Origin of the sequence: Vibrio sp. J383, assembly GCF_023503985.1 — a bacterium.
Classification (GTDB): domain Bacteria; phylum Pseudomonadota; class Gammaproteobacteria; order Enterobacterales; family Vibrionaceae; genus Vibrio; species Vibrio splendidus.
In genome coordinates, this window is the sequence record NZ_CP097293.1 from 339,721 (window position 1) to 363,309 (window position 23,589).

The following is a 23,589-nucleotide window of genomic DNA, read 5'->3' on the forward strand; positions in this document are numbered from 1 at the left end:
AATCTCCCTGTTTAAAATTTATTCGTGTATGTCACAGTCTATTGAAGATTCTTCAAACTATGCCATCGAGTTTGAGATTACTCGGGTACGATCCACTCTACTTTGAAGTGACCGGTTGCCGGCGCAATTGCTTCCTTCAAGAATGGAAGAATTTCATTCATTTGGCTTTCTAGCTTCCAAGGTGGGTTGATAACAATCATGCCTGATGCTGTCATGCCACGCTCGTTGGTGTCTGGTGATACGCCAAGTTCGATTTGTAGAATCTTGTTGATGCCTAAGCTTTCTAGCCCTTCGATCATGTCTTCGATGTCACAGCGGTTTACCACTGGGTACCAAATTGCGTAGATACCAGTTGCCCAGCGTTTATGGCTCTGAGCAATCGCAGTCACAACATCACGATACTCTTTTGCCAGCTCGTAAGGCGGGTCGATAAGCACCAAACCACGACGTTCTTTCGGTGGCAGGCTGCCTTTTAGGCGTTGGAAGCCATCTTCTTTGTAGATAGACACCTGACGATCGCGGTGGAACTCTTGCTCAAGCAGAGGGTGGTCTGCTGGGTGAAGCTCGGTTAATACCATTCGGTCTTGGTCACGCAGATGCGCACGTGCAACACGTGGTGAACCTGGGTAGAAACGCAGTTTCTCGCCATTGTTGAGTGCTGAGATAGACTCAAGGTAGCTTTGAATGTCTTCAGGAAGATCTTGTTGACCCGCTTCACTTGCAGACCATAGACGTGCAATACCTTGCTTGTATTCGCCCGTTTTTTCAGACCATTCATGCGTTAAGTCGTAACGACCTACACCAGAGTGAGTGTCATGATAAACAAAAGGCTTATCCTTCTGTTTCAAAGAATTAAGAATAAGGCTCTGTACGATATGCTTTACTACGTCGGCATGGTTGCCCGCGTGGAAGCTGTGGCGATAACTTAACAAATTAAACTCTCGTAACACTCTCGTTTTAGAGTGTGGTTAGTGTAGGTAGGGTTAATCTGACCATTATAACCCTCAATGAGCTATAAATTCTCGAACAATTCAGGAGCAGTCGACAGCTATATGCAGTTAGTTATTGGTTCTACTATTGAAATTTGCCTTCATGGGCACTATTTAATAACTATTCGCAGGTGATTTTTTAGGGCGCTCCTGAGCCTGATGACTGTAAGACGACCTCATTATAGAAAGACGAAAGTCTCCAAAGCCAAAGGAATGTTTATATGTCTAATCCGCTATTAACCTTCACGGACTTACCTCCGTTTTCACAGATCAAACCTGAGCACGTTAAGCCAGCGGTTGAGCAAGTGATTGAAGAGTGTCGCAACAAGATAGAACAAGTACTTGAAGGTAATACTTCACCAAGCTGGGACAACCTCGTTGCTCCAATTGATGAAGTGGATGATCGTTTAGGCCGTATTTGGTCACCTGTAAGCCATATGAATTCTGTGATGAACAGCGACGAACTGCGTGACGCTTATGAGAGCTGCCTGCCTGTACTTTCTGAGTACGGCACGTGGGTCGGCCAACACAAAGGTTTGTTCGAAGCGTATAAAGCGATCAAGGCGAGCGAAGCATTCTCGGCATTAAACCAAGCTCAACAAAAAACCATCACTGACGCACTGCGTGATTTTGAATTATCAGGCATTGGCTTACCCGCAGACGAACAGCATCGTTATGGCGAGATCAGCAAGCGCCAGTCTGAGCTAGGTTCTCAATTCTCAAATAACGTGCTTGATGCAACCATGGGTTGGAGCAAGCAGATCACAGACGTCGCTGAACTGGCCGGTATGCCTGAATCAGCACTGGCGGCAGCACAAGCCGCGGCAGAAGCTAAAGAGCAGGAAGGTTACCTACTGACTCTAGATATCCCATCATACCTACCGGTGATGACGTACTGTGATAACCAAGAACTACGTAAAGAGCTGTACGAAGCTTACGTAACTCGCGCTTCAGATCGCGGTCCAAATGCTGGCAAGTGGGACAACACTGAGATCATCACTGAACAACTTAAGCTGCGTCACGAGATCGCACGCATGCTTGGCTTTAGCACTTACAGCGAAAAATCTTTGTCGACTAAGATGGCAGAAACGCCAGACCAAGTACTTGGTTTCCTTAACGACCTAGCAGTAAAAGCCAAACCGCAAGGTGAGCGCGAAGTAGAAGAGCTACGTCAGTTTGCTGAGAAAGAGTTTGGTGTCTCGGAGCTAAACTTGTGGGACATCGCTTACTACAGCGAGAAACAAAAACAGAACTTGTTCGAGATCTCTGATGAAGAGCTTCGTCCATACTTCCCTGAGTCGAACGCAGTTTCTGGTTTGTTCGCAGTACTAAACCGTGTGTTTGGTATGTCGGTAACAGAGCGTGAAGGCGTGGATACATGGCATGATTCAGTGCGCTTCTTCGACATCTTTGATGCGACAGGAACATTGCGCGGTAGCTTCTACCTAGATCTATACGCACGTGAACACAAACGTGGCGGCGCTTGGATGGATGACTGTCGCGGTCGTCGCATTACTCAATCTGGTGATCTACAAACGCCTGTTGCTTACCTAACGTGTAACTTCAACAAGCCAGTCGGTGATAAGCCTGCGCTATTTACTCACGATGAAGTGGTTACCTTATTCCACGAATTCGGCCACGGTATTCACCATATGTTAACGCAAGTTGATGCGGGTGCTGTGTCAGGAATCAATGGCGTGCCTTGGGACGCGGTTGAATTGCCAAGTCAGTTCCTAGAGAACTGGTGTTGGGAAGAGGAGGCGCTGTCGTTCATCTCTGGTCACTTCGAAACCGGTGAAGCACTACCAAAAGAGATGCTAGAAAAGATGCTAGCGGCGAAGAACTTCCAATCTGCGATGTTTATCCTACGTCAGCTAGAGCTTGGCTTGTTCGATTTCACGCTACACACAGAATACGATCCAGAAGTGGGTGCTCGCGTACTAGAAACACTAGCGGATGTTAAGTCTAAGGTATCGGTACTGCCAAGCCTAGATTGGAACCGCTTCTCGCACAGCTTTGGTCACATCTTTGCTGGTGGCTACAGTGCAGGTTACTACAGCTACCTGTGGGCAGAAGTATTGTCTGCAGATGCGTTCTCTGCATTTGAAGAAGAGGGTATCTTCAACACTGAAACTGGTAATCGCTTCCTGAACAATATCCTTGAGATGGGTGGTAGTGAAGAGCCGATGGAGCTGTTCAAACGCTTCCGTGGTCGTGAGCCACAAATCGACGCGATGCTACGTCATGCTGGTATTCAAGCTTAGGTTTGTGATTACCTTATATTGCTAGCTGCATGGTCTATATTAGATAACAGAGCTTAGATTCGAGACGACATAAGCTAGATAGATTAAAGGCTGAACATTGCGTTCAGCCTTTTCTTTTTTGGACACCCCAAAGAATCTAGTTCGTATGTGAGCTAGGGATTCACATTGCGATTGATAGGGTTTTGCAGCGAAATTAGTGTCTCTGTCGACTGAACCTCGTCAATCGCCTGCAATTTATCAATCAGCACGAACTGCAATTCTTCTATCGACTTACACATCAGCTTTACAAAAATATTGTAAGCACCGGTGGTGTAGTACGCCTCGACCACTTCATCTAAAGCATTCAGCTTCGCAATGGCCGAGTGATAGTCGCGGGCTGCGTTAAGGTTAATACCAATAAAGCAGCACACGTCGTAACCTAGCTTTTTGGTGTTTACCACAACTTCTGTTCGCTCAATAATGTCTGCTGATCTCATCTTTTCGATGCGAACGTGAATCGTCGCAGGGCTGACATCGAACTGCTTTGCCATTTCAGCATAAGGAGTACGTGCATCTTCCATCAAAGTTTTGAGAATGGCACGGTCTAGATCATCTAGACGAGCTGTAGTTGTGGACATGCATAATCCTTAGATTGAATGAAAAACATACCGGCTTGAGTACACATCATAGCCAAGGGTGATAATATTAGCAGTAACTATAGGGTTAGGGTGAATTCAGTGCGATTTTCGTTATTTTTTATTGTGATGTGTTGGAGCGTTTTTGCTTCAGCTCAGGCAAAAGATGTGTTGGTTATTCACTCTTATCATCAAGGCTTTTTTTGGACGGATGATTTCCATAAAGGGCTGGCTGAAGAACTGGATCGAACCCGCTTGTCTTATCGAGTCGTATATCTCGATAGTAAACGCACACAAAATTCTGAATATTTGGAGCGCGTGTATCAACTCTATAGAACTAAATTGATGCACGAAGACTTTGCAGCCGTTGTCGTGAGTGATAACAACGCTTTAAACCTAATGAAGCGATTGGCTCCGCAATTAAAGGGTACGCCAGTGATTTTTGGGGGAATTAACAACTTTTCACCAGACATGATTGAAGGATTGAATGCGACAGGCGTAACCGAAGACACCGATATGGCGAGCAACATCGAACTGATTAAGCGCCTTCAAACGTCGGTAAAAAGAATTCATGTGGTAACCGATCACTCGGTCACTGGCGAGGCTGTTCGTAACCAAATTGATGCCTTCCTTGAAAACAACCCTGAGATGTCAGGTGTTGTGAAGCATTACACGCCAGACACTTACCAAGAATTGATTGCATTCACTCAAAAGGCAAAGCCGGGTAATTGCCTGTTGTTCTGGGTTTATTTTCGAGATATTAACGGCCGTGTGACTAGCAATGAAGACTGGCGTGAATTAAACAAAAAAAGCCAAATACCTATCTATATGGTTAACGATTTAGGCTTGGGGCATGGCGCTATTGGCGGTGTGATTCAAGGAGGGATGATTCAAGGTCGAGAGGCTGGAAGCATACTTTTAGAAGTACTTGATAACCCATCAGCGCCATTGCGCGCCGTGGTTCCAGGTGCTGCTGAAATTAAACTCGACTATCAACAAATCTCTCGCTGGAACCTAGGCGCAGAAAATGAAGCATCGGTGACTTTCTTAAACAAACCCAAGCCATTTTGGGTTCGTTATCACGATGAAATTCGTACGATCGGCCTGCTTTTCTTAAGCATGTTATGTGTGATCGTCACCTTGATGTACTACCTTAATCGCCTTCAAAAAAGTGAACGTACAAGCCGTCAGAGCCAACTACTTCTTGAGTCGATATTCGATCAAAGTCTGCAATTTATGGGAATTATCGATAAGGACGGAGTGTTACTGTCGAGCAACAGCAAGTTGCATGAACTTTTGTATAACCAAGGCTATAAATTGGGAACACCTCTTCAACATCACCAACACTGGGAAGACTCGGCTAGGCAGGTGTTGAAGGAGTATTTCATCTATCGAGAGGAACATCAGGTTTTACGATTTGAAGCTGAAGTGTGGTGTCGTGATCGCGGGGCAATGGTGTTGGATGTTTCATTAAAGCCAATGCCGGGCAGTGAAGGAGATGATAATCAATTCTTGTTTGAAGCGCGTGATGTTACCTCACGTAAACTCGCGGAAAACAAACTGTTCCAACGTGAAGCCAATCTAAAGCTGTATTACGACAAACAACCAGTAATGATGATAATGCTCGATGGCAATAATCGTATTCAACAAGTGAACCAGTTTGCTGAAGAACTACTGGGGTACCCACTTGATCAGCTACTGGGACATCGACCACGAGAGTTTTATGTCGATGAAAACGCGATGATCCCACGTCATATCTTACTGCAACCACAGCATAAAATTCGAGGCGTGTGGCGTCGTGATATTGAATATCGTCATGCCGATGGCAGCACCATTTGGATTCGTGAAAATATCCGTCCGCTGGTGGAATCGGATCAACTGTTGATTGTTGGTGAGGACATCACCGAAACCCACGAGCTTTCTGAAAAGTTAGAGTATCAAGCGCGTTACGATTTATTGACTGATACCTTCAACCGCAACCACTTTGAACAAGAGCTGCAAAAGGCGCTGAAAGAAGTTGAAAGCCACATGCGAACTCATGCGATGTTGTTCTTAGATTTAGACCAACTGAAGGTGTTGAACGATACTGCGGGGCATGAAGCGGGAGATGCTGCAATCATGTTTAGTGCCAAGCTGCTGGAAGAGGTATTGCCATACAATGCCGTGTTAGCGCGTATGGGGGGCGATGAGTTTGCAGTATTAATGAAAGATTGCACTGAGCGAGATGCGGTGAATGTGTGTCGCAGTATTATCTCGACGATGAGCGAGAACCCATTCTTATGGGGTGATATTCGCCTTAATCTTACCAGCTCTATTGGTATCCGATTGATTGACCATACTGCGGCCTCACCACAGATGGTACATGCTCAGGCCGATGCAGCTTGCCATGCTGCTAAAGAGGAAGGGCGTAACCGTTACAACCTGTACCATCAAGATGATGAAGACCTGCGTCGTCGTCACCTAGAGATGGAATGCGTCAATCTAGTGCATGAGGCTTTGGCTAACGATCGCTTAGAGTTGTTTGCTCAGCGCATTCTTGGCCTAGATAAAAACAGCGAGAAAATGCACTTCGAAATCTTGGTTCGCATCAAGAATATCCACGGTGAATACATCTCCCCAGGGATCTTCATGCCTGCCTCAGAACGCTATAACATAGCGCATTTGATTGACCGACAAGTGGTGAGTCAAACCTTGAGTTGGTTGGAGCAACGCCCCGATATTATCGATGACTTGGGGATGTGTTCAATCAACCTTTCTGGCCACTCGATGGGTAATCGAGAATTTGTCGAATTCTTGATTGAGAGCTTGAGAGACTCGTCGATACCGTGCCATAAAATCTGTTTAGAGATCACCGAAACGGCTGCGATGAGTAACATGAAGCAGGCGATCAAGTTCTTCACTCGCATCAAAGAGCTTGGCTGTATGATTGCACTGGATGATTTTGGCTCTGGATTATCGTCGTTTGGCTACCTGAAGAAACTGCCGGTCGACATTGTGAAGATCGATGGCTTGTTTGTGCGTGATATTGCGGTCAACGAGATGGACCATGTGATGGTTCGCTCGATCAATGATCTCGCCAAGCAGATGGGCAAGCACACCGTGGCTGAGTTCGTTGAAAATACCCAGATCATCGATAAGCTGATCGAACTGGGTGTGAACTACGCGCAGGGCTACATCATAGGCCGACCTAAGCCACTCGCGGAGCTCGTTGAAGAGTTAAGACAAGAACGAGAGACAGAGCCATTGGTTTAGGTAAGCCGACTTTAGCCGGGAATACTTTTCACCGCTAATATGTATTGTTGAGGCAATCAGGTAAACTGGTTGCCTCTTTTGTTTTGAATACTACTGTCTGTTGGAGACGACCTTGCAACTACAACTGATTTGCGAAGATGCTACCCAAATCGATCATTTAAATGACTTAGCGACCCGCTGGAACTTATCTCATGATGAAAGCAGCGATTTTGCTTTGGTACTGACCAGTGAGCGACTTGAGCTACGTAAAGTCGATGAGCCTAAGCTTGGCGCTATCTTTGTTGACTTAGTGGGAGGCGCTGTCGGTCACAGACGTAAGTTTGGTGGTGGTAAAGGTCAGGCAATTGCTAAGGCAGCAGGTCTAAACAAAGGCGCAACACCAACTATCTTAGATGGCACTGCAGGCTTAGGGCGCGATGCGTTTGTGTTGGCTTCTTTGGGTTGTAAGGTGCAAATGGTCGAGCGTCACCCAGTTGTGGCTGCACTGCTTGATGATGGCTTGCAGCGAGCGCAACAAGATCCAGACATCGGCGGTTGGGTGAGTGAACGTATGAAGTTGATTCACGCATCCAGTCACGATGCGTTAGATAAGCTCAGCAACGATCCTGACTTCGAACAACCTGACGTGGTGTACCTAGACCCAATGTACCCACACCCAGAGAACAAAAAGAAATCGGCTTTGGTCAAAAAAGAGATGCGCGTATTCCAATCTTTGGTTGGCGCCGATCTGGATGCTGATGGTTTGTTTGAGCCTGCGATGAAGTTGGCATCGAAGCGAGTTGTGGTTAAAAGACCGGATTACGCAGCGTGGTTAGACGAGCAAAAACCGAGCATGGCGATCGAAACCAAAAAGAACCGTTTTGACGTCTATGTGAAAGCATCAATGACTTAGTGAAAGCATCAATAACTTAGCTACACGCTAAGAAAATTTCCCGTCATAAATACGATAAATTGCCATTTAACACTTGCGATAGTCGCGTTACGGATGTATATCTAACTAAGAATCATTATTATTCTTAGCTGGAGTTGTAGCATGGCTAAACGCTTTTGTAAGTTAAACCGTCGAGATATCACCGAACACTTGGGAGAAATCCACAGCTTGGTCACTGAACCAAAGTTCGTGTGCCGCTCTTGTGCGCGCTCATCGTCGGATCAAGCGAATCTATGCAAACCAACAGCCATCCCACCGATTGATTGTCAGAATAAACCCGCTGAAGAAAAAGTCGCGTGTGGTCTACTTGCTGAAACATTGCCAACTCCAGAAGTTTCTCTTATCGAGGTAATGGACAGCGTTGAGCCAACGGTACAAATCTTTGATCCTGCTATCGTAGAAAAAGCGGATAAAGTCGCGTTGAAAAAAGCCAAGCTGAAAAAATTGATGGCGAAGGCGAGCGGCGATGAGAAAGCTGAACTCAAACAAGCGAAGAAAGCGGCGAAGAAACAAGAGAAGTACAATAAAAAGCTAGCGAAGATGATTAAGAAGCAGCAAAAGCTGTTCAAGAAAAGCCAAAAATTGGAAAGTGACCTTGAACGCATCAACCTACAACTTGATGACGTTGCCTTCACTGAAAGCAAGACTCAGGTGGTGAGCCACAATCACATCCACTGAAGTTAATTATTGCTACACAGATGATTTAAAAAGAGCGACCTACGGTCGCTCTTTTGCTTTCTGGGTATTATTTTAAATAAGAATCTTGCTAGTCAAACAAAGCTTATTAGTTAAATACAGCTTGTTAGCTTAACGCGCTAGGCATTGCTAGCATCTCTCGCAACACGCTTCTTCACCCACGTCTCATTGACGAACAAAGAGAACAAGATAACGGCACCACCAATAGACAATCGAACCAAATCGACATCTCTGTTCCAAATCAGGATGTTCACCACAAGGCCAGCTGGAACTAAGACATTGTTCATCACAGCCAGTGCGCCAGCATTGACCATGCACGCGCCTTTATTCCACATAAAGTAACCCAGCCCCGAAGCAATCAAGCCAAGGTAGATAAGGATTCCCCATTGAAGAGTGGTGGTTGGCAGCTTCTCTGGATTGCCCAGTAGCATGAAAGCAACGGAAGCGACGCATAACGCCCCCAAGTAGAAGTAACCAAATACGGTTCGCTGAGGTAATTCAGTCGATTCCTTCTCCATCACCACCTTGTAACTCACCTGACCGATAGCAAAGCACAGGTTCGCGCCTTGCACGACGAGGAAGCCAACTAAAAAGTTCTCATTGATGCCCGCAAATTTAATGAATACCGCGCCCAATACCGCAATTGCCGCAGTCACTAAGTACCACGGAGAGAATTGCCCTTTGAGGAAGTCATAAATAAGCGTGACGTAAATTGGGGTAAAAACGGTAAACAAAAGGACTTCAGGGACGGATAGCAGCAAGAAAGACTGATAGTAGAAGCAGTACATTAAGCCAAGCTGGATGCCACCAATGGCCATCAATTTAGCGATCAGCTTACGCGAGACGCCACGGAACTTAAGGAAAGGAAGAAACACGATACCTGCAAGGGCAACACGCATCAGTACAGAGAACCAAGCATCAACCTGACCAGCAAGGTAAACGCCGATCAGGCTAAAGGAGAAGGCCCATAGGAGGGTAACACCAGCTAAATAGCTCATAGTAAAACTTCGTTAATAAGATATGAGCTGTATGTTACCTAACCTTAATTCATTAGTCTTCTGAATCTCTTAGAGGCACGACCAGCATATCAACCGGAGAGGCGTTGATCAGTTGTCGTGTTGAAGAAAGTAGCTTGCTCCAGAAGTCTTGATGGTGACCACAAACCACCAAATCAACATTGAACTCGTTGATGGTGTCACACAGCTCATGACTCAAATCGCCACTGCCCACTAAGGTATGGGTGATTGGGTATTGAGCATGCTCAGCAAAATTTTGCAGCTGAACTCGAGATGCTTCCATCGCGTTATGTTGGGTTTCTGCCATGTTGATATCAATCAGGCCGGTATACAGCTCTGCGTAGTTAATATCGATATGGATAAAAGAGACTTTGGCTTCCAATGGCTTAGCCAATGCTACCGCTTTATCCACAATTAATTTGCTGTCTTCTGATAAATCGACCGCGACCAAAATATGTTTGTAACTCATATCGCTACCTCCTTTATTCATTGTCTGATTTAAGATTAGCACTATGCGATGGCTTTTTTTGCTGAAGTGATCTCATATCCACTGTCTTGCGTAATGACAGCTCGAAATATTGGTTAACTAATGGCCTGCGAGATATTCATTAAATAGTGATATAGTAGAGAAAATTGAGGATGTAATTAGGAGTCTTAAATGCTGTCAAAAACTATGGTTGAGCAACTGAATGATCAAATTAACCTAGAATTTTTCTCATCCAATCTATACTTACAAATGAGTGCTTGGTGTGAAGACAAAGGATTTGAAGGTGCAGCAGAGTTTCTGCGTGTTCATGCGGTAGAAGAAATGGAACATATGCAGCGTCTTTTCACCTACGTAAGTGAAACAGGTGCAATGCCAATTCTTGGTGCGATTGAAGCGCCAAAACATGAATTTGATAGCCTTGGTGCAGTGTTCCGTGAAACTTACGAACATGAGCAAATGATTACTCAAAAGATCAACAAATTGGCTCACGTTGCTTTCAGCACACAAGATTACTCAACCTTTAACTTCCTGCAATGGTACGTTGCAGAGCAACACGAAGAAGAGAAGTTGTTTAAAGGTGTATTGGATAAGCTAGAGCTTGTTGGTGAAGACGGTAAAGCACTGTTCTTTATTGATAAAGACCTAGCGCAATTGGCAAAAGATGGTTCATCTTCAATTATGGAAGCTCCTGCCGTTTAGGTAGTACGGGAAAGACACTGATTATCTTTTTCTTTTGAGTTTTCTTATGAAGATGTAGGGAGGAAAGGATGATCAGCGGCGACACTATTCTATTTGCACTAATGGTTGTGACTTGCGTGAACTGGGCGCGATATTTTACTGCGCTAAGAACACTCATTTATATAATGCGAGAAGCACATCCTCTACTTTATCAACAAGTAGACGGAGGTGGATTCTTCACAACTCATGGCAATATGACCAAACAGGTTCGCTTGTTTAGTTACATCAAAAGCAAAGAGTATCACCATCATCACGACGAAGTGTTTATGTCGAAGTGTGATCGCGTAAGACAGTTGTTTATACTTTCTTCCGCTCTGCTGGGTGTAACGTTGCTGTCTTCTTTCATCGTCTAAGTTATTTAGTACGTGTGAAGTAGAATTCAGGTTTTGGTGTAAAGCTTCGGTTGTTGGTTTGCTAAGCCAAGTAGTGGTTTTGCTGCTGTCTGCAAATTGTACAATTGAACATCAATTGCAAAGTTTAAAATTGCCGCTAGAATAGCGAGCAATTAGTAAGGATGTGCTGTTTATGCACATCCTTTTTTATTGATGGCATTTCGAGAACAGGGCGTACTCGAGGTGCAAAAGTGAAGAAAGCAGAACCCCAATGAGTGAAAAGTTTGATGTAATCGTAATTGGTGCGGGCGCCGCGGGCTTAATGTGTGCTGCGGAAGCGGGTAAACGTGGCCGACGAGTGCTGGTGGTTGATCATGCAAAGAAACCAGGCAGAAAAATTTTAATCTCAGGTGGCGGCCGTTGTAACTTCACTAACTATGATGTTTCAGCCAACAACTTCCTATGTAACAACCCTCACTTCGTGAAGTCAGCCTTATCTCAATACACCAACTGGGATTTTATCTCGATGGTGAGCAAGTACGGTATTGAGTTCGAAGAGCGAGACCACGGCCAATTGTTCTGTGTGAATGACCACACTGCAAAAGACATCGTGAGCATGTTGCTTGAAGAGTATAAGCAGGCGAAAGTTGAACAGCGCTACCGCTGTGATGTTCACTCCATCGAAAAAACAGACGCTGGCTTCAAGATGCATCTTAATACCAACGAAGTTGAGTGTGACTCACTTGTCGTGGCGACGGGCGGTTTATCGATGCCGAAACTAGGCGCGACGCCATTTGGCTATAAGATTGCTGAGCAGTTTGGTTTGTCTGTCATGCCGACTACAGCGGGTTTGGTGCCATTTACTCTGCATAAAGAAGACAAAGAAGCCTTTGCTGAGCTTTCAGGAATCGCGATTCCTGCCGAGATCACCGCGCAAGATGGTACCTTATTCAAAGAAGCGTTGCTGTTTACCCACCGCGGCTTATCTGGCCCTTCGGTATTGCAAATTTCTTCTTTCTGGAAAGCGGGTCAATCGGTTTCGATTAATCTAGTACCAGAAGTCGACGTTGCTGAACTACTTGAAAACGCTCGTGAGAAACACCCAAATCAGAGCCTGAAAAACACCTTGGCGAAAGCATTACCAAAGCGTTTTGTGGAAGTGTTGATTGATCGTAAAGAGCTGGAAGACAAGCCGCTCAAGCAGTTCAATGCAAAACAGCTGAATGACATTGTAGAGCATTTAGAGAACTGGAAAATTGCGCCAAACGGCACGGAAGGTTACCGAACGGCCGAAGTGACTCTAGGCGGTGTGGACACCAACCATCTATCTTCAAAAACCATGGAATGTAAGGACATCAAAGGCTTGTACTTCATTGGCGAAGTAATGGACGTAACAGGTTGGTTAGGTGGCTACAACTTCCAATGGTGTTGGAGCTCTGGCTTTGTTGCAGGGCAATACGCCTAAATGTTTTGGAACAATAAAGTTTGTACACTGTTGAAAAAGTTTGTACATACATGTTATTTGGAATAATAAAGTTTGTACACTAGGCTATAATATATTTTATCGAATTAGATAGAGTATGCGTTGTGGCTGGACGAAGAAAACTTGAAAAGCTCGCTGATTTCAAGCGGGCTTTAAAACAAAAATATGGCTTAGGTGAAGGAGCTAATTACACTCCTTGGATAAGAGTTCAGGATGTTAAGTCTCATGGTCACAGCGGTAAGATTGACGGAATAAAATCGGGACGAACTCACCATACCTTATCTGAGCAAGAGACATGTTTTTTCTATTTAGCTGAGTTTTCCGATTCAGTTACCGATATTCGAGAGCAGTTTCCTCTGCTTCCTCTCACTCTCTCATTAAAAATATCTAAGCTGCTTGATGTTGAGCATCCTAAGCACCCAATAACCAAAGCCCCAATCATCATGACCACTGATTTCCTTTTAACCTGTAGTGATGGAAAGCGGATTTGGTATGAAGCTGTTTCTGTGAAGCCTAGTGAAAAGCTTTCAGATAAAAGGACGGCAGAAAAGCTCGATATTGAAAGAGTTTGGTGGGAGTTATTAGGTATTCCATTTCACATATTTTGCCTGTCAGAACTGAATCAGATTAAGTCAAAGAATATTCAATGGATTACCGATCCTAAACGTAAGAGTTACTCATCACCTTCGAATAAAGTTAGAGAAGAAGCCAAGCGTATGTTGACGGTGGGAACAATGCAATTAAGCGACGTTTGTGACATGTTTTCTAATCAAGTCGGCATGTCGAATGATGATGCATTGATTTTGTTAAAGTATTTAATAGCTGATAAAGAAGTTATTGTAGATTTGGCGCGGCCCATAGTTCTATCTGGGATGATAGAAATTGTTCAAGTTAAGATTGATGGGAAATCACAGCAATATGCAAGTTGAATTAAATAGTGTTTGGCGAGTTCATAACTTAGATGGTCTTGAGGATGGTCTTTACAGGGTTTTGCAACTATATACAAAGGAACATATCGTCATTCTTTTTCCTTTGCTCGAATCAAAGGCTTTGCAACGACCACTTAAGCTTGATTTTGACTTTTTTAATGAGGCCATTAAAACGGGTAATTCCGAATTGAGTTCATATGAGCTTCCGTATTATCAATTGCAGTCAGAAGACGATATTTCAGAGAGTTATCTTGTAAAAAGAGATGAAAAATATCGACTTATTAGTGAATTAGCATCTGATCCATATTTTTTGCTAAATTTGGTTGAGCAACCTCGTAGTAAAGCTGTTTCGACACACGCGAAAGCCCGCAACACATATATCCAGAATATCTATCGAGCACTAAATCTTTATTGGAAATATGGTCAAGAGCGAAATGCACTTTTACCGAGCTATAAGAACTCTGGGGGTAGAGGTAAATCAAGAGTAGCTGGTGTAACAAAGCGTGGTTCTCCGATACAACTCTCCAGTCCAAGTATTGAAGTTCCTGAAGGTGTTAATACTACTGAGCACGATAAAACTTTGTTTCTTAAGGCGATGAAGAAGTTTGGACTCAAAGGTGAAAAAGTTAAGTTCAGTCGTGTATATGACAAAATGCTCAAAGAATATTATGCAGAGGAGCTAATTGCTGCTGGATTTGAGTCACGAGAAGCGTTAGTACCTAATTACCGAGCGTTTGTTTATTGGGCCAAAAAACTAGTTCCAGCACAAATTCTAATACGTAAACAAACAAATCAGGGTGACTTTGACCGCAATAAGCGAGGTTTAAAAGGTTCTGCTACCGATCATACAGAAGTTCCTGGCAGTTGCTTTGAATTGGATGCAACAGTTTTGGATGTACATATCGTATCTGACTTTCAGAGACACCATGTATTGGGGAGACCAACCGTTTATTGTGTAGTTGATAAAGAAAGTCGAATGATTGTCGGGCTGCATGTCTCCATGGAATATGCTTCTTGGAGGGCTGGTCGGCAGGCTTTAATTAACAGCTTTACCTCTAAGAAAGAGTATTGCGCAGAATTTGGTATTGAAATAGAAGAAGCTGATTGGCCTTGTAACCACATACCTCAACGATTGCTTTGTGATCGAGGAGAGTTTATTTGTCAGGATGCCGAAAGTCTCGCTGTGCCATTGATTGGCCACTTGAGTATTGCTCCCCCATACAGGGCGGAATTGAAAGGCATAGTCGAACATCGTTTCAATATCTTGAACGAGAAACTAGTCCATGAGCTGCTAGGGACTACGAAAGGACGGCATTACATCAGAAGTGATAGAGACCCAAGGTTAGATGCTACTTTTACGCTCAGAGAAATAACCAAGCTCCTTATTGATGAAGTTTTAGAGCACAACAGTTCAATTTTTAAAGATTTAGCTAAGCAAAGTACATTACTTATTGAGTCAGGGTTTTCTCCAACCCCTCTAAACTATTGGAATCTACATGTTAAAGCACAGCGTCATGCTTTAAGTCGAGCAGACGAGGCTCATATTCGTTCTCGCCTATTACCAACAGTAAAAGTGACCATGACAGGCAAAGGAATTCGGCTGAACGATCAAATGTATTATGAGTCAGATCATGCTGATTTTGATACTTGGAAAGTAATCGCGAGAAATAATGGTTCATGGCAACTAGATGCTTTAGTTGATCATGATAATTCAAGCTTCATATTTGTCAGGCTTGAGGAAGTTAGTGGTTTTACCCGATGTTACTTGATGAAGGAGTCGGCTAATTTTGCTCATAGGCATCAAGCAGACATCCTGTATTTTGAAGATTGGATTAAGTTGGAAAAAAACAAAGCTAAGCCAACATCGAAATCGATAGAGCGTCACCAGAGAAGAAATCAGGTTATCGAAACTGCAAAAGAAGAAGCGGCATTGGCTCCATCGTTGAGTTCAAAATCTGAGAGAACAAAGGGCATGAAAGCAAGGAGAAGGGAAGCTATTCTTGCACAGAGGATTGAGGACGGAGAATCTCAACCTCATCAAGCTAAGCCTGATATGGAATCAGATATACCCAGTGAACACCTAGATGACAAGAAGAAAAAAGTAATTTCAATGCTCAAGCGAAAAAGGGCCAACGATAATGAGATGTGAAGAAGCCATTTATCATGAAGCGATATTACCCGAGCATCGTGGTAATCCTTTGATTGAAGCTTTGCCACCTAAGGTTGAGGATGATGAGTTAGTTATTAAGCTGAGTAATTATCCTGAGAGGTTCGTTGAGGAAACAAAGTTAGAGGCAATTGAAAGGTTGGACTATCTCACCCGATTAAAAGCGTTGAGGCAGCCACTACCTCTCTATTTTGATGTATTTAGGGCCATCGAAATAGCGATCAAAGAGGGATATTCAGCAAAAAATCCTTTATCTCCCACAACAATGAACTATCTACATTATTCTTTAGATAATCGACCTGATGTTGAACCCCGAACAGGCTTTTTTGAACCTAAAGGCAGTGGAATAACAATAATTGGTGAAAGCGGAGTAGGTAAAACCTGCATGCTTGAACAGGTACTCAACTGCTTTCCAGATGTCATCGAACACCGATATTACCAAAATAAAGTATTAGCAATTCCGCAAGTTGTTTGGATTAAAGTAGATTGTCCCGATGACTCAAGTGTGAAGGGACTCTGCCATCGCATCTTAGAGCAAATAGATCAAAAACTAGGACGCCCTCCAACAAAACCTGCGGGAACGATAGCTCTTTTACTTCAACAAATTGAATCGAAAATGAAATCAAATTTCCTCGGGATTTTGGTTATTGATGAAATGCAAAACCTAAACCTTGCTAAAGCAGGCGGTGCTGATCGACTTTTAGGCTTTTTGCATAACTTAGTTAACAATTTAGGTATTCCGATACTTTTCTGTGCAAATCCTCCGTTCGATGAACTTCTCAGTAAGAGTTTTAAATCAGCGCGACGTGCGGAAAGTAGTGGCTATTTCGATGTAGAACTAATGACGAATGATGAAGAGTGGGAATTGTTCGTGGATGAACTTTGGTGTTTACAGTGGACGAATGTTGAAACGCCGTTGACCCCAAGTTTGAACAATAAACTATACTCACTGTCTGCTGGTAATATGGATTTGGCTGTTCGAGTTTATTATTCAGCTCAAAAGGCAATTATTGGTTCTTCAGACGAGAGGATTACTGAAGAGGTTCTTGATCTTGGAGCCAGTATTGCTATACGGGCAACGAAAAATCTCACAGAAGAAATGAGAAAGAAACACGCGATTTCTATCCTAAAAAGAAATCGAAAAGATGGTCATACTGAACCGAACAGCCATCGACGTGAAGATGTTTCAACGAAAGAAGTCATCAATACCAAATCTAAAGCGGTAACGATACCAGGAGACTTGACTCGTCCACATCATCCTGAGTTCATTGGCGAACTAACGGAACTTATTTTTTCAGAGAGTTTGAGTGATCGGATATTGGATACTAATCTGATCCAGAGGGCTTCTCAGGATAGTGATCCACTTGAAAGCCTAAGGGCTTCGGGTGTTTTGTGTGACGACCCATTGGAGACGTTTAGTTAGAATTTAGCTGTATGGCGAACCTATCGGAGGTGATATGCGTTTACCTGATGCATTACCCGATGAGCTACTGTTTAGTCGAATGATTAGATATTGCAATGTAGGTGCGGTTCCCATATCTGAATTTCTCAAAAGCGTATACGGAGACCATAGAGCAAGTATTAACCCAATACTTACTGCTGGTTTAAGTTCGCTTTCAAGTCTGTACAATGAGAACAAGAATGACCTGCTAATGGGGCAAACTCTTGCTCCATTGTTTATGCATTATTACCCGCAATACAAAGCCAAATTATCAGAAGCTATATTCTCAACGGATAATTATTCGGCGATTCGTTTAAGCCAGCTCTCGTGCGTGAGAGAACATAGCGAATTAACTCTCAAACTGTGCCCAGTCTGCATTCAAGAAGATATCAGACAATTTGGAGTGGCTTATTGGCATCGAGTTCATCAAATACCTGCTATCGAATCTTGTTGTGATCATCAGCAGCAACTAGTGCATGTTCGCCTTCCTAAACGATTAAAGTTAGCAGTTGGGTATCCTTCTTCTTTTGAAGCCGAGTATCACGAAAGTAGCGATGAAAGCTTTCGTTTGGCGCAGTTTTCTCGGCAAGTACTTCGAGAACAATCAAACAATATTTCTACATTTAGGTCGGCTAGTTACTCAGACAAATTATCGAATCTTGGCTATGTGACCAAGGGTGGTCGAATTCGCAGGGTAAAGTTATTCTCTGACTTTTATTCTTTTACAAGCCGATTGCATTTTCTATCTTCAGACGTTCTACCATCATCCGAATCGGATTATAAGTACATTACCAATTTGCTGTATAACCAATATTCACAGCATATTTTTAAGTATTTGATATTTGAATACTGGTTATCAAAGCAGAAGGTAAGGGCTAAAACAACACCAGAAGTACGCAGTGAAGGTTGTGTCGTTAGTATCTCTAGCGTAGAGCAAGAATGTTTGTCGTTGTTAAAAGAAGGATTACCAATTTCTTCAATAAGTAAGCAAACTGGCAAGAGTAGAACTTATGTGAAGTCAGTCGCTTACTCGTCGGATATGGAAGATTTGTTTGAGCCTATTAAGTTAAAAGCATCCGTCAGAGAGCAAGTTATTGCTCTTGCATGGAAAGGTTTCCATCGTTCTGTGATCGCCAAATGTGTATCTGTATCAACAGGAAGTGTCGAAATGTTGATTTCTAGCGTAAATGGGTTGGTTAAGTGGAGACGGCAGTGTAAGCATGAATCGAAACGGCGACGCTACAAATCTCAGATACTTCGATACCGACACAATGACCCGTTAAAGATTAGAAAAGAGATAAAGCGAGATTGCAATGCAGCGTTTTACTGGCTATATCATCATGAACCTGAATGGCTTGAATCCGTATTACCTAAGCCATCCCACCCACATCGCTATCCTCGGGTTAAGCAGAAATAACTCAATGCGGAATCTGACTTGATAGATTCCGCAAGCTTTAGGCAGAAGTTTTGTTTTCTGATAAAAATACAGTAGAAGAAAAGTGTATAAATCATTGACGTAGGTATGACTCCATATTAATATGGCTTCATTACGTTATCTGTAGACGCTCTACTGCATTTATTTAGCGTGATTGGCAAGGTTCAGGCGGCCACCTGAACCTTATCTAAACCTCAATACGACGATTAGACATATAGGAGATTTATTTATGCATCAAGATTACCAAATAACTGCGCGTGTGCAAGAAATTACAACCACTTTCATTCAGAAAAAACTTCTGAATGAAGATAGTTACCCTCAAAACATTCAAGAAACCGTTGTTCCTATTAGTGGAAAAGCTCAAAAGCGTGCGAAATATCAGTTCCCAATATCGGCAGAAGAAAACGACTCGATTATTTGTGAATATGATCGTGTGATGAATATTTATAACAAGCATCACTATGGCACACGAAAGAAGCTCACAGTAACAATGGAGCAGTGGTTTTTGGACGAAGCAAAGCGGTATGGATGGGCTGATGCAAAGTTTTACAAATGTGATGGTTCGACTAAAAAAGCCTGTTTTCTAGTGAAGGAAGCCGATTCGGAGAGTTCTTATGATTCAAAACACTAATCTTCGATTACTCAGTGAAGTAGCCGATATTCGAACTGGGTACACATTTAGAGAAAAGGTGGAAGAAGTTGAGGCAGAAACTGGCAGTGCTCGTATTGCTCAGATTAAAGATGTGCGTGAGATAGCCGAAACTTCAAATTCCTTCTTGCTTGATCCAAGCAAACTGCCAGCTATTGACTGGCAGGGTAAAGATAAAGCGTTAGTCGAGTCTGGAACTGTAATACTGCCTTCAAGAGGTTCGAGGGGCGGTTACTTCCAAGCATCCTGTGTTGTTGATAATGCGGAAGATTCATTACCTTTGGTGGTAACGAGTCAGTTCTTAGTGATTACACCAACGGTTGAGGTACTACCCGAATTCTTGTGTTGGTCATTAAACCAACCTTCAATTCAATTTTTATTATCTGAAGGTGCGGGCAGTCAGGGATCATCTATGGCTGTCATGCTTAAAACATCTATTGGCAATGAGATAAAGCTCAATATCCCACCTATCGAGACACAGAAGAAGATACTTCACCTCAATCAATTATGGGAAAAAGAGCAGGCATTAACCCAAGCACTGCTAATGAATCGAAAAACAATGCTTCAAGGCATGTTTCAACAATTACTTAATGAGAATAAATAACGATGAATACCCCAATCAACCAAGATCAAATCAACAAAGCCGTATGGTCAGCTTGCGATACGTTCCGTGGCACCGTAGATCCATCCATCTACAAAGACTTCATCTTAACGATGCTGTTCCTTAAATACATTTCTGATGTGCATCAAGACAAAGTGGATGATCTGGCGAAAGAGTACGGTGACGAGCCTGAATTGATTGCAGCAATGATGGAAACTCAGTCTTTCAAGATCCCAACAGGTTCAACTTTCTGGGATCTGTATGAAGCTCGCCATGAGGCAGGTAACGGCTCTCGTATAGACCAAGCACTGCACGCGATTGAAGAAGCGAACGGTACTAAGCTAAAGAACGTATTCCAAGACATCAGCTTCAACACCGATAAACTGGGTGACGAAAAGCAGAAGAACGACATCCTGCGTCACCTACTGGAAGACTTTGGTAAAGAGACGCTTAACCTTCGCCCAAGCCGCGTTGGTACATTAGATGTTATAGGCAACGCTTACGAATACTTGATTAAACATTTCGCAGCGGGTAGCGGTAAATCGGCGGGTGAGTTCTATACCCCACCAGAAGTTTCTGACCTTTTATCTATCATTCTAGAGCCACAACAAGGCGACAGCATTTGTGATCCTGCGTGTGGATCAGGCTCACTATTGATGAAGTGTGGTAAACAAGTTCAAAACAACTTTGCAGGCTCTAAGCAGTACGCTCTGTTTGGTCAAGAAGCGATAGGCTCTACTTGGTCACTGGCGAAGATGAACATGTTCCTGCACGGTGAAGATAACCATCGCATTGAATGGGGCGATACCATTCGTAACCCTAAGCTTCAGGATAAAGAAGGCGGCCTATTGCATTTTGATGTAGTAACAGCAAACCCACCGTTCTCTCTAGACAAATGGGGCTTTGAAGATGCTGGTAACGATCACTTTGGCCGCTTCCGTCGTGGTATTCCACCTAAGACTAAAGGTGATTACGCGTTTATCTCGCACATGATTGAAACTTTGAAACCTCAGACTGGCCGTATGGGGGTGGTTGTACCTCATGGCGTACTATTCCGCGCTTCAAGTGAAGGCAAAATCCGTAAGCAACTCATCGATGAAAACCTGCTAGATACTGTTATTGGTCTCCCTGAAAAATTATTCTTTGGTACTAGTATTCCAGCCGCGATTCTACTGTTCAAAAAGCAGAAAGACGACAACAAGGTACTATTTATTGATGCCTCTCGTGAGTTTAAGTCTGGTAAGAACCAAAACCAACTTACGCCAGAGAACATTCAAAAGATTATTGATACCTACAAAGCCCGTGAAACCACAGACAAATACTCATACCTAGCGACCCTAGAAGAGCTTGCCGAGAACGACTACAACCTCAATATTCCTCGTTATGTCGATACCTTTGAGGAAGAAGAAGAGATTGATCTAGTAGCGGTACGAAGTGAACGTTTGGCGCTACAAAGTGAACTGACTGACCTTGAAGCAGAAATGGCAGGTTACCTAGAGGAGTTGGGTTATGGTGCCTAATGGTTGGAGAGTTCTCTCACTATCTGAAATAACCAAAGAAAAAATCTCTTATGGGATCGTTCAGGCTGGACCGCATGTCGATGATGGCGTTCCATATATAAAAAGTGCTGATGTTGGTGGAGAAATTGATACACAAAAGCTTCAAAAAACAGCGGCGGAGATCCATCACAAATATAGACGTTCAGCAGTGCATCCAAATGATATAGTTTTTTCATTGCGAGGAAACATCGCTAGGACAAGCATTGTGCCTTTAGACTTGCCAGAAGCAAACCTAACTCAAGGAACTGCTCGTATCTCTGTGGATGAAAAAAATGATACGAAGTTCGTTTATTATAAGCTTGCTTGCACCCCTATAATGAATCGTATTAACTCTTTAAGTAAAGGATCTACATTTAAAGAGATTTCATTAGAAGAGTTGCGTAAAGTTAAACTGCCTCTCCCCCCACTCCCAGAACAACGTAAAATCGCCAACATCCTAACAACATGGGATAAAGCGATTGCTACCACAGAAAAGCTGATTGACACCAGTAAACAGCAGAAAAAAGCACTGATGCAGCAGCTTTTGACGGGTAAGAAGCGTTTAGTAAAAAGTAATGCCTCAAGATCTGTTCGAGAGGGCTTTGCTTTAAGTAAAATTGGGGATATTCCAGATGATTGGGAAGTTGAGCTAATTTCTAAGCATTACTGGTATCAAGAGGGACCCGGAGTAAGGAAACATCAATTTACAGAAAACGGTGTTAAGCTATTTAATGGTACGAATATCCAGCAATCTCGAATAGACATCTCGAATACATCGACTTACATCTCAAGTGAGGAAGCATATGGGGCATATAGCCACTTCCTAGCTGATAGTGGAGATCTGGTAATTGCGTGCTCTGGGATTTCTGTAGAACGATTTGACGAGAAAATTGCATTTATAAAAGAAGCACATTTACCTCTATGTATGAATACAAGCACGATGAGATTTAAAGTTAAATCTGAGACTAGAGCCTGTCTGACATTCATGCGTTATTTTATGATGTCAGACTTATTCAAGAACCAAATAAGAAGGCAGATTACAGGTTCTGCTCAATTGAACTTTGGGCCATCACATATAGCTAAATGCTTCGTACCACTGCCATCTTTAGATGAACAGAAAAAGATTGCTTCAGTATTGAGCTGCGTTGATAAGGAAGTCGATATTCTGGAAGCAAAACTATCTCACATCAAACAAGAGAAAAAGGCATTGATGCAGCAATTATTGACGGGTAAGCGCCGCGTAAAAGTTGCTGAAACCGAAGAGGCCTAAGACACCAATCTAATCCTATGTGATGCACTGCCTCACATAGGATTACTATCATCAAAACTCGGTAATGCAGAATGTTAGTATTTAATTGCACCAAAGCAGCGGCAGAATTTTTTACAGTGACTCGCCAAGGTAAGAAAGTCTCGAGCCTTGAGTCTGCACCACATAAAACCATTGCCGAATCGATTGAGAGTCCTGTTTTCCCTGATGGTGTAGAGACTAATCAATATGGCGGTTTTCAATGGCACTGGGTGCTTCATTGTGTATCCATCAAGCGCAAAAAGTACCTAATAGCGATGGACTACAACACTCGTGTTTGTATTACGGTGCTTGCGGGTAAAAAAGGTGATGTCTATCAGTTCCTCAATACTTTTGACCCAATGCTAAAAGCCTATTTCCACAGCATCGCCCATGAAAGCGGTGTCGATATGGTGGAGATTGAAAATTGCATTGATCATTATGATAGAGAAGTAAACGACTGTGCGTTCCACCCACGAAGTGACCGCAGTGTACAAACCCATATCAATGATGTGCACTGGCACCTTGAGCGTCATTGCTACGAAGATGGCATGTTACTAGAAGATCTCGACCTACTCGGTTTTAACACCTTCGCAAGTCAGTTCCCTCGCAATAGTAAATATAAAAAGAGCCACTTTTTCCCTAATGATGAGTTTCTACGTGAATGGCGAGAGTGGGCACTGGAAGAAAATGCTTTAGATATGAGCAATGTCGTTGTGTTAGATAAGTATCGTTAATGTAG

20 protein-coding genes are annotated in these 23,589 nt (G+C 43.2%); 16 read left to right on the top strand and 4 right to left on the bottom strand.

From position 1 onward, the window contains the following. Window positions 1-77 precede the first annotated feature (77 nt). A complete protein-coding gene (locus M4S28_RS01610) occupies window positions 78-932 on the bottom strand; it encodes a 23S rRNA (adenine(2030)-N(6))-methyltransferase RlmJ (protein WP_102553911.1) in 855 nt (284 codons plus the stop codon). A 278-nt stretch (window positions 933-1,210) separates the two neighbouring features. Here M4S28_RS01610 and prlC point away from each other — a divergent pair, with 278 nt between their 5' ends. Next, the gene (gene prlC, locus M4S28_RS01615) at window positions 1,211-3,253 is read left to right on the top strand and encodes an oligopeptidase A (RefSeq protein WP_249632177.1); all 2,043 of its coding nucleotides are present in this window, start codon (window positions 1,211-1,213) and stop codon (window positions 3,251-3,253) included. Between the two features lie 152 nt (window positions 3,254-3,405). On the opposite strand, the gene asnC is transcribed toward prlC, so the two are convergent. Then, on the bottom strand, window positions 3,406-3,870 hold the full coding sequence (asnC, locus tag M4S28_RS01620) for a transcriptional regulator AsnC (protein WP_004735550.1): 465 nt from the start codon (window positions 3,868-3,870) through the stop codon (window positions 3,406-3,408). Between the two features lie 126 nt (window positions 3,871-3,996). On the opposite strand from asnC, the gene M4S28_RS01625 reads away from it, so the two are divergent. From M4S28_RS01625 to M4S28_RS01635, 3 genes are all read left to right on the top strand, one after another. Next, the gene (locus M4S28_RS01625) at window positions 3,997-7,119 is read left to right on the top strand and encodes an EAL domain-containing protein (protein ID WP_249632696.1); all 3,123 of its coding nucleotides are present in this window, start codon (window positions 3,997-3,999) and stop codon (window positions 7,117-7,119) included. Between the two features lie 112 nt (window positions 7,120-7,231). Next, complete coding sequence (locus M4S28_RS01630; RefSeq protein ID WP_017060146.1) at window positions 7,232-8,011, top strand: class I SAM-dependent methyltransferase; 780 nt, start codon at window positions 7,232-7,234, stop codon at window positions 8,009-8,011. 141 nt (window positions 8,012-8,152) lie between these two features. Further along, the gene (locus M4S28_RS01635) at window positions 8,153-8,728 is read left to right on the top strand and encodes a hypothetical protein (RefSeq protein ID WP_017081708.1); all 576 of its coding nucleotides are present in this window, start codon (window positions 8,153-8,155) and stop codon (window positions 8,726-8,728) included. Window positions 8,729-8,865: 137 nt separating this feature from the next. Here M4S28_RS01635 and M4S28_RS01640 read toward each other — a convergent pair whose 3' ends face one another. Both M4S28_RS01640 and uspA read right to left on the bottom strand, forming a co-directional pair. Further along, the gene (locus tag M4S28_RS01640; RefSeq protein ID WP_004735554.1) at window positions 8,866-9,744 is read right to left on the bottom strand and encodes a carboxylate/amino acid/amine transporter; all 879 of its coding nucleotides are present in this window, start codon (window positions 9,742-9,744) and stop codon (window positions 8,866-8,868) included. Window positions 9,745-9,796: 52 nt separating this feature from the next. Further along, window positions 9,797-10,231, bottom strand: coding sequence for a universal stress protein UspA (gene uspA / locus M4S28_RS01645; protein ID WP_004735555.1), 435 nt, complete (start codon window positions 10,229-10,231; stop codon window positions 9,797-9,799). Window positions 10,232-10,420: 189 nt separating this feature from the next. Between uspA and ftnA the strand changes: the two genes are divergently transcribed. The 12 genes from ftnA (at window position 10,421) to M4S28_RS01705 (ending at window position 23,584) form a co-directional block, all read left to right on the top strand. Continuing rightward, window positions 10,421-10,948 carry a non-heme ferritin gene (gene ftnA / locus M4S28_RS01650; protein ID WP_004735556.1) on the top strand — a complete coding sequence of 176 codons (528 nt, stop codon included), beginning with the start codon at window positions 10,421-10,423 and terminating at the stop codon, window positions 10,946-10,948. A 68-nt stretch (window positions 10,949-11,016) separates the two neighbouring features. Next, window positions 11,017-11,340 carry a universal stress protein UspB gene (gene uspB, locus M4S28_RS01655; RefSeq protein ID WP_004735557.1) on the top strand — a complete coding sequence of 108 codons (324 nt, stop codon included), beginning with the start codon at window positions 11,017-11,019 and terminating at the stop codon, window positions 11,338-11,340. Between the two features lie 250 nt (window positions 11,341-11,590). Beyond that, a complete protein-coding gene (locus tag M4S28_RS01660) occupies window positions 11,591-12,784 on the top strand; it encodes a BaiN/RdsA family NAD(P)/FAD-dependent oxidoreductase (RefSeq protein WP_249632178.1) in 1,194 nt (397 codons plus the stop codon). Between the two features lie 122 nt (window positions 12,785-12,906). Beyond that, complete coding sequence (locus M4S28_RS01665; RefSeq protein WP_249632179.1) at window positions 12,907-13,731, top strand: TnsA endonuclease N-terminal domain-containing protein; 825 nt, start codon at window positions 12,907-12,909, stop codon at window positions 13,729-13,731. Beyond that, window positions 13,721-15,880 (top strand): TnsB C-terminal domain-containing protein, encoded by a 2,160-nt coding sequence (locus M4S28_RS01670; RefSeq protein ID WP_249632180.1) that lies wholly within the window; start codon window positions 13,721-13,723, stop codon window positions 15,878-15,880. The genes M4S28_RS01665 and M4S28_RS01670 overlap by 11 nt, the downstream gene beginning before the upstream one ends. After that, complete coding sequence (locus tag M4S28_RS01675) at window positions 15,870-17,321, top strand: ATP-binding protein (protein WP_249632181.1); 1,452 nt, start codon at window positions 15,870-15,872, stop codon at window positions 17,319-17,321. Before M4S28_RS01670 ends, M4S28_RS01675 begins: the two co-directional genes overlap by 11 nt. 34 nt (window positions 17,322-17,355) lie before the next feature. Continuing rightward, window positions 17,356-18,756 (top strand): TnsD family Tn7-like transposition protein, encoded by a 1,401-nt coding sequence (locus M4S28_RS01680; RefSeq protein ID WP_249632182.1) that lies wholly within the window; start codon window positions 17,356-17,358, stop codon window positions 18,754-18,756. Between the two features lie 247 nt (window positions 18,757-19,003). After that, window positions 19,004-19,405 carry a hypothetical protein gene (locus M4S28_RS01685; protein WP_017089035.1) on the top strand — a complete coding sequence of 134 codons (402 nt, stop codon included), beginning with the start codon at window positions 19,004-19,006 and terminating at the stop codon, window positions 19,403-19,405. Then, complete coding sequence (locus M4S28_RS01690) at window positions 19,389-20,027, top strand: restriction endonuclease subunit S (protein WP_102548332.1); 639 nt, start codon at window positions 19,389-19,391, stop codon at window positions 20,025-20,027. The genes M4S28_RS01685 and M4S28_RS01690 overlap by 17 nt, the downstream gene beginning before the upstream one ends. 2 nt (window positions 20,028-20,029) lie before the next feature. Next, window positions 20,030-21,544 (top strand): type I restriction-modification system subunit M, encoded by a 1,515-nt coding sequence (locus M4S28_RS01695; protein ID WP_249632183.1) that lies wholly within the window; start codon window positions 20,030-20,032, stop codon window positions 21,542-21,544. After that, window positions 21,534-22,832 (top strand): restriction endonuclease subunit S, encoded by a 1,299-nt coding sequence (locus M4S28_RS01700; RefSeq protein ID WP_249632184.1) that lies wholly within the window; start codon window positions 21,534-21,536, stop codon window positions 22,830-22,832. The genes M4S28_RS01695 and M4S28_RS01700 overlap by 11 nt, the downstream gene beginning before the upstream one ends. Window positions 22,833-22,903: 71 nt before the next feature. Further along, on the top strand, window positions 22,904-23,584 hold the full coding sequence (locus M4S28_RS01705; protein ID WP_249632185.1) for a DUF6933 domain-containing protein: 681 nt from the start codon (window positions 22,904-22,906) through the stop codon (window positions 23,582-23,584). Window positions 23,585-23,589: the final 5 nt, after the last annotated feature.

Bases quoted from the DNA above. Each gene is read 5' to 3' on its own strand.
- prlC (WP_249632177.1), top strand. From the start codon at position 1,211: ATGTCTAATCCGCTATTAACCTTCACGGACTTACCTCCGTTTTCACAG.
- asnC (WP_004735550.1), bottom strand. From the start codon at position 3,870: ATGTCCACAACTACAGCTCGTCTAGATGATCTAGACCGTGCCATTCTC.
- M4S28_RS01625 (WP_249632696.1), top strand. From the start codon at position 3,997: ATGTGTTGGAGCGTTTTTGCTTCAGCTCAGGCAAAAGATGTGTTGGTT.
- M4S28_RS01635 (WP_017081708.1), top strand. From the start codon at position 8,153: ATGGCTAAACGCTTTTGTAAGTTAAACCGTCGAGATATCACCGAACAC.
- M4S28_RS01640 (WP_004735554.1), bottom strand. From the start codon at position 9,744: ATGAGCTATTTAGCTGGTGTTACCCTCCTATGGGCCTTCTCCTTTAGC.
- uspA (WP_004735555.1), bottom strand. From the start codon at position 10,231: ATGAGTTACAAACATATTTTGGTCGCGGTCGATTTATCAGAAGACAGC.
- ftnA (WP_004735556.1), top strand. From the start codon at position 10,421: ATGCTGTCAAAAACTATGGTTGAGCAACTGAATGATCAAATTAACCTA.
- uspB (WP_004735557.1), top strand. From the start codon at position 11,017: ATGATCAGCGGCGACACTATTCTATTTGCACTAATGGTTGTGACTTGC.
- M4S28_RS01660 (WP_249632178.1), top strand. From the start codon at position 11,591: ATGAGTGAAAAGTTTGATGTAATCGTAATTGGTGCGGGCGCCGCGGGC.
- M4S28_RS01670 (WP_249632180.1), top strand. From the start codon at position 13,721: ATGCAAGTTGAATTAAATAGTGTTTGGCGAGTTCATAACTTAGATGGT.
- M4S28_RS01675 (WP_249632181.1), top strand. From the start codon at position 15,870: ATGAGATGTGAAGAAGCCATTTATCATGAAGCGATATTACCCGAGCAT.
- M4S28_RS01680 (WP_249632182.1), top strand. From the start codon at position 17,356: ATGCGTTTACCTGATGCATTACCCGATGAGCTACTGTTTAGTCGAATG.
- M4S28_RS01685 (WP_017089035.1), top strand. From the start codon at position 19,004: ATGCATCAAGATTACCAAATAACTGCGCGTGTGCAAGAAATTACAACC.
- M4S28_RS01690 (WP_102548332.1), top strand. From the start codon at position 19,389: ATGATTCAAAACACTAATCTTCGATTACTCAGTGAAGTAGCCGATATT.
- M4S28_RS01695 (WP_249632183.1), top strand. From the start codon at position 20,030: ATGAATACCCCAATCAACCAAGATCAAATCAACAAAGCCGTATGGTCA.
- M4S28_RS01700 (WP_249632184.1), top strand. From the start codon at position 21,534: ATGGTGCCTAATGGTTGGAGAGTTCTCTCACTATCTGAAATAACCAAA.
- M4S28_RS01705 (WP_249632185.1), top strand. From the start codon at position 22,904: ATGTTAGTATTTAATTGCACCAAAGCAGCGGCAGAATTTTTTACAGTG.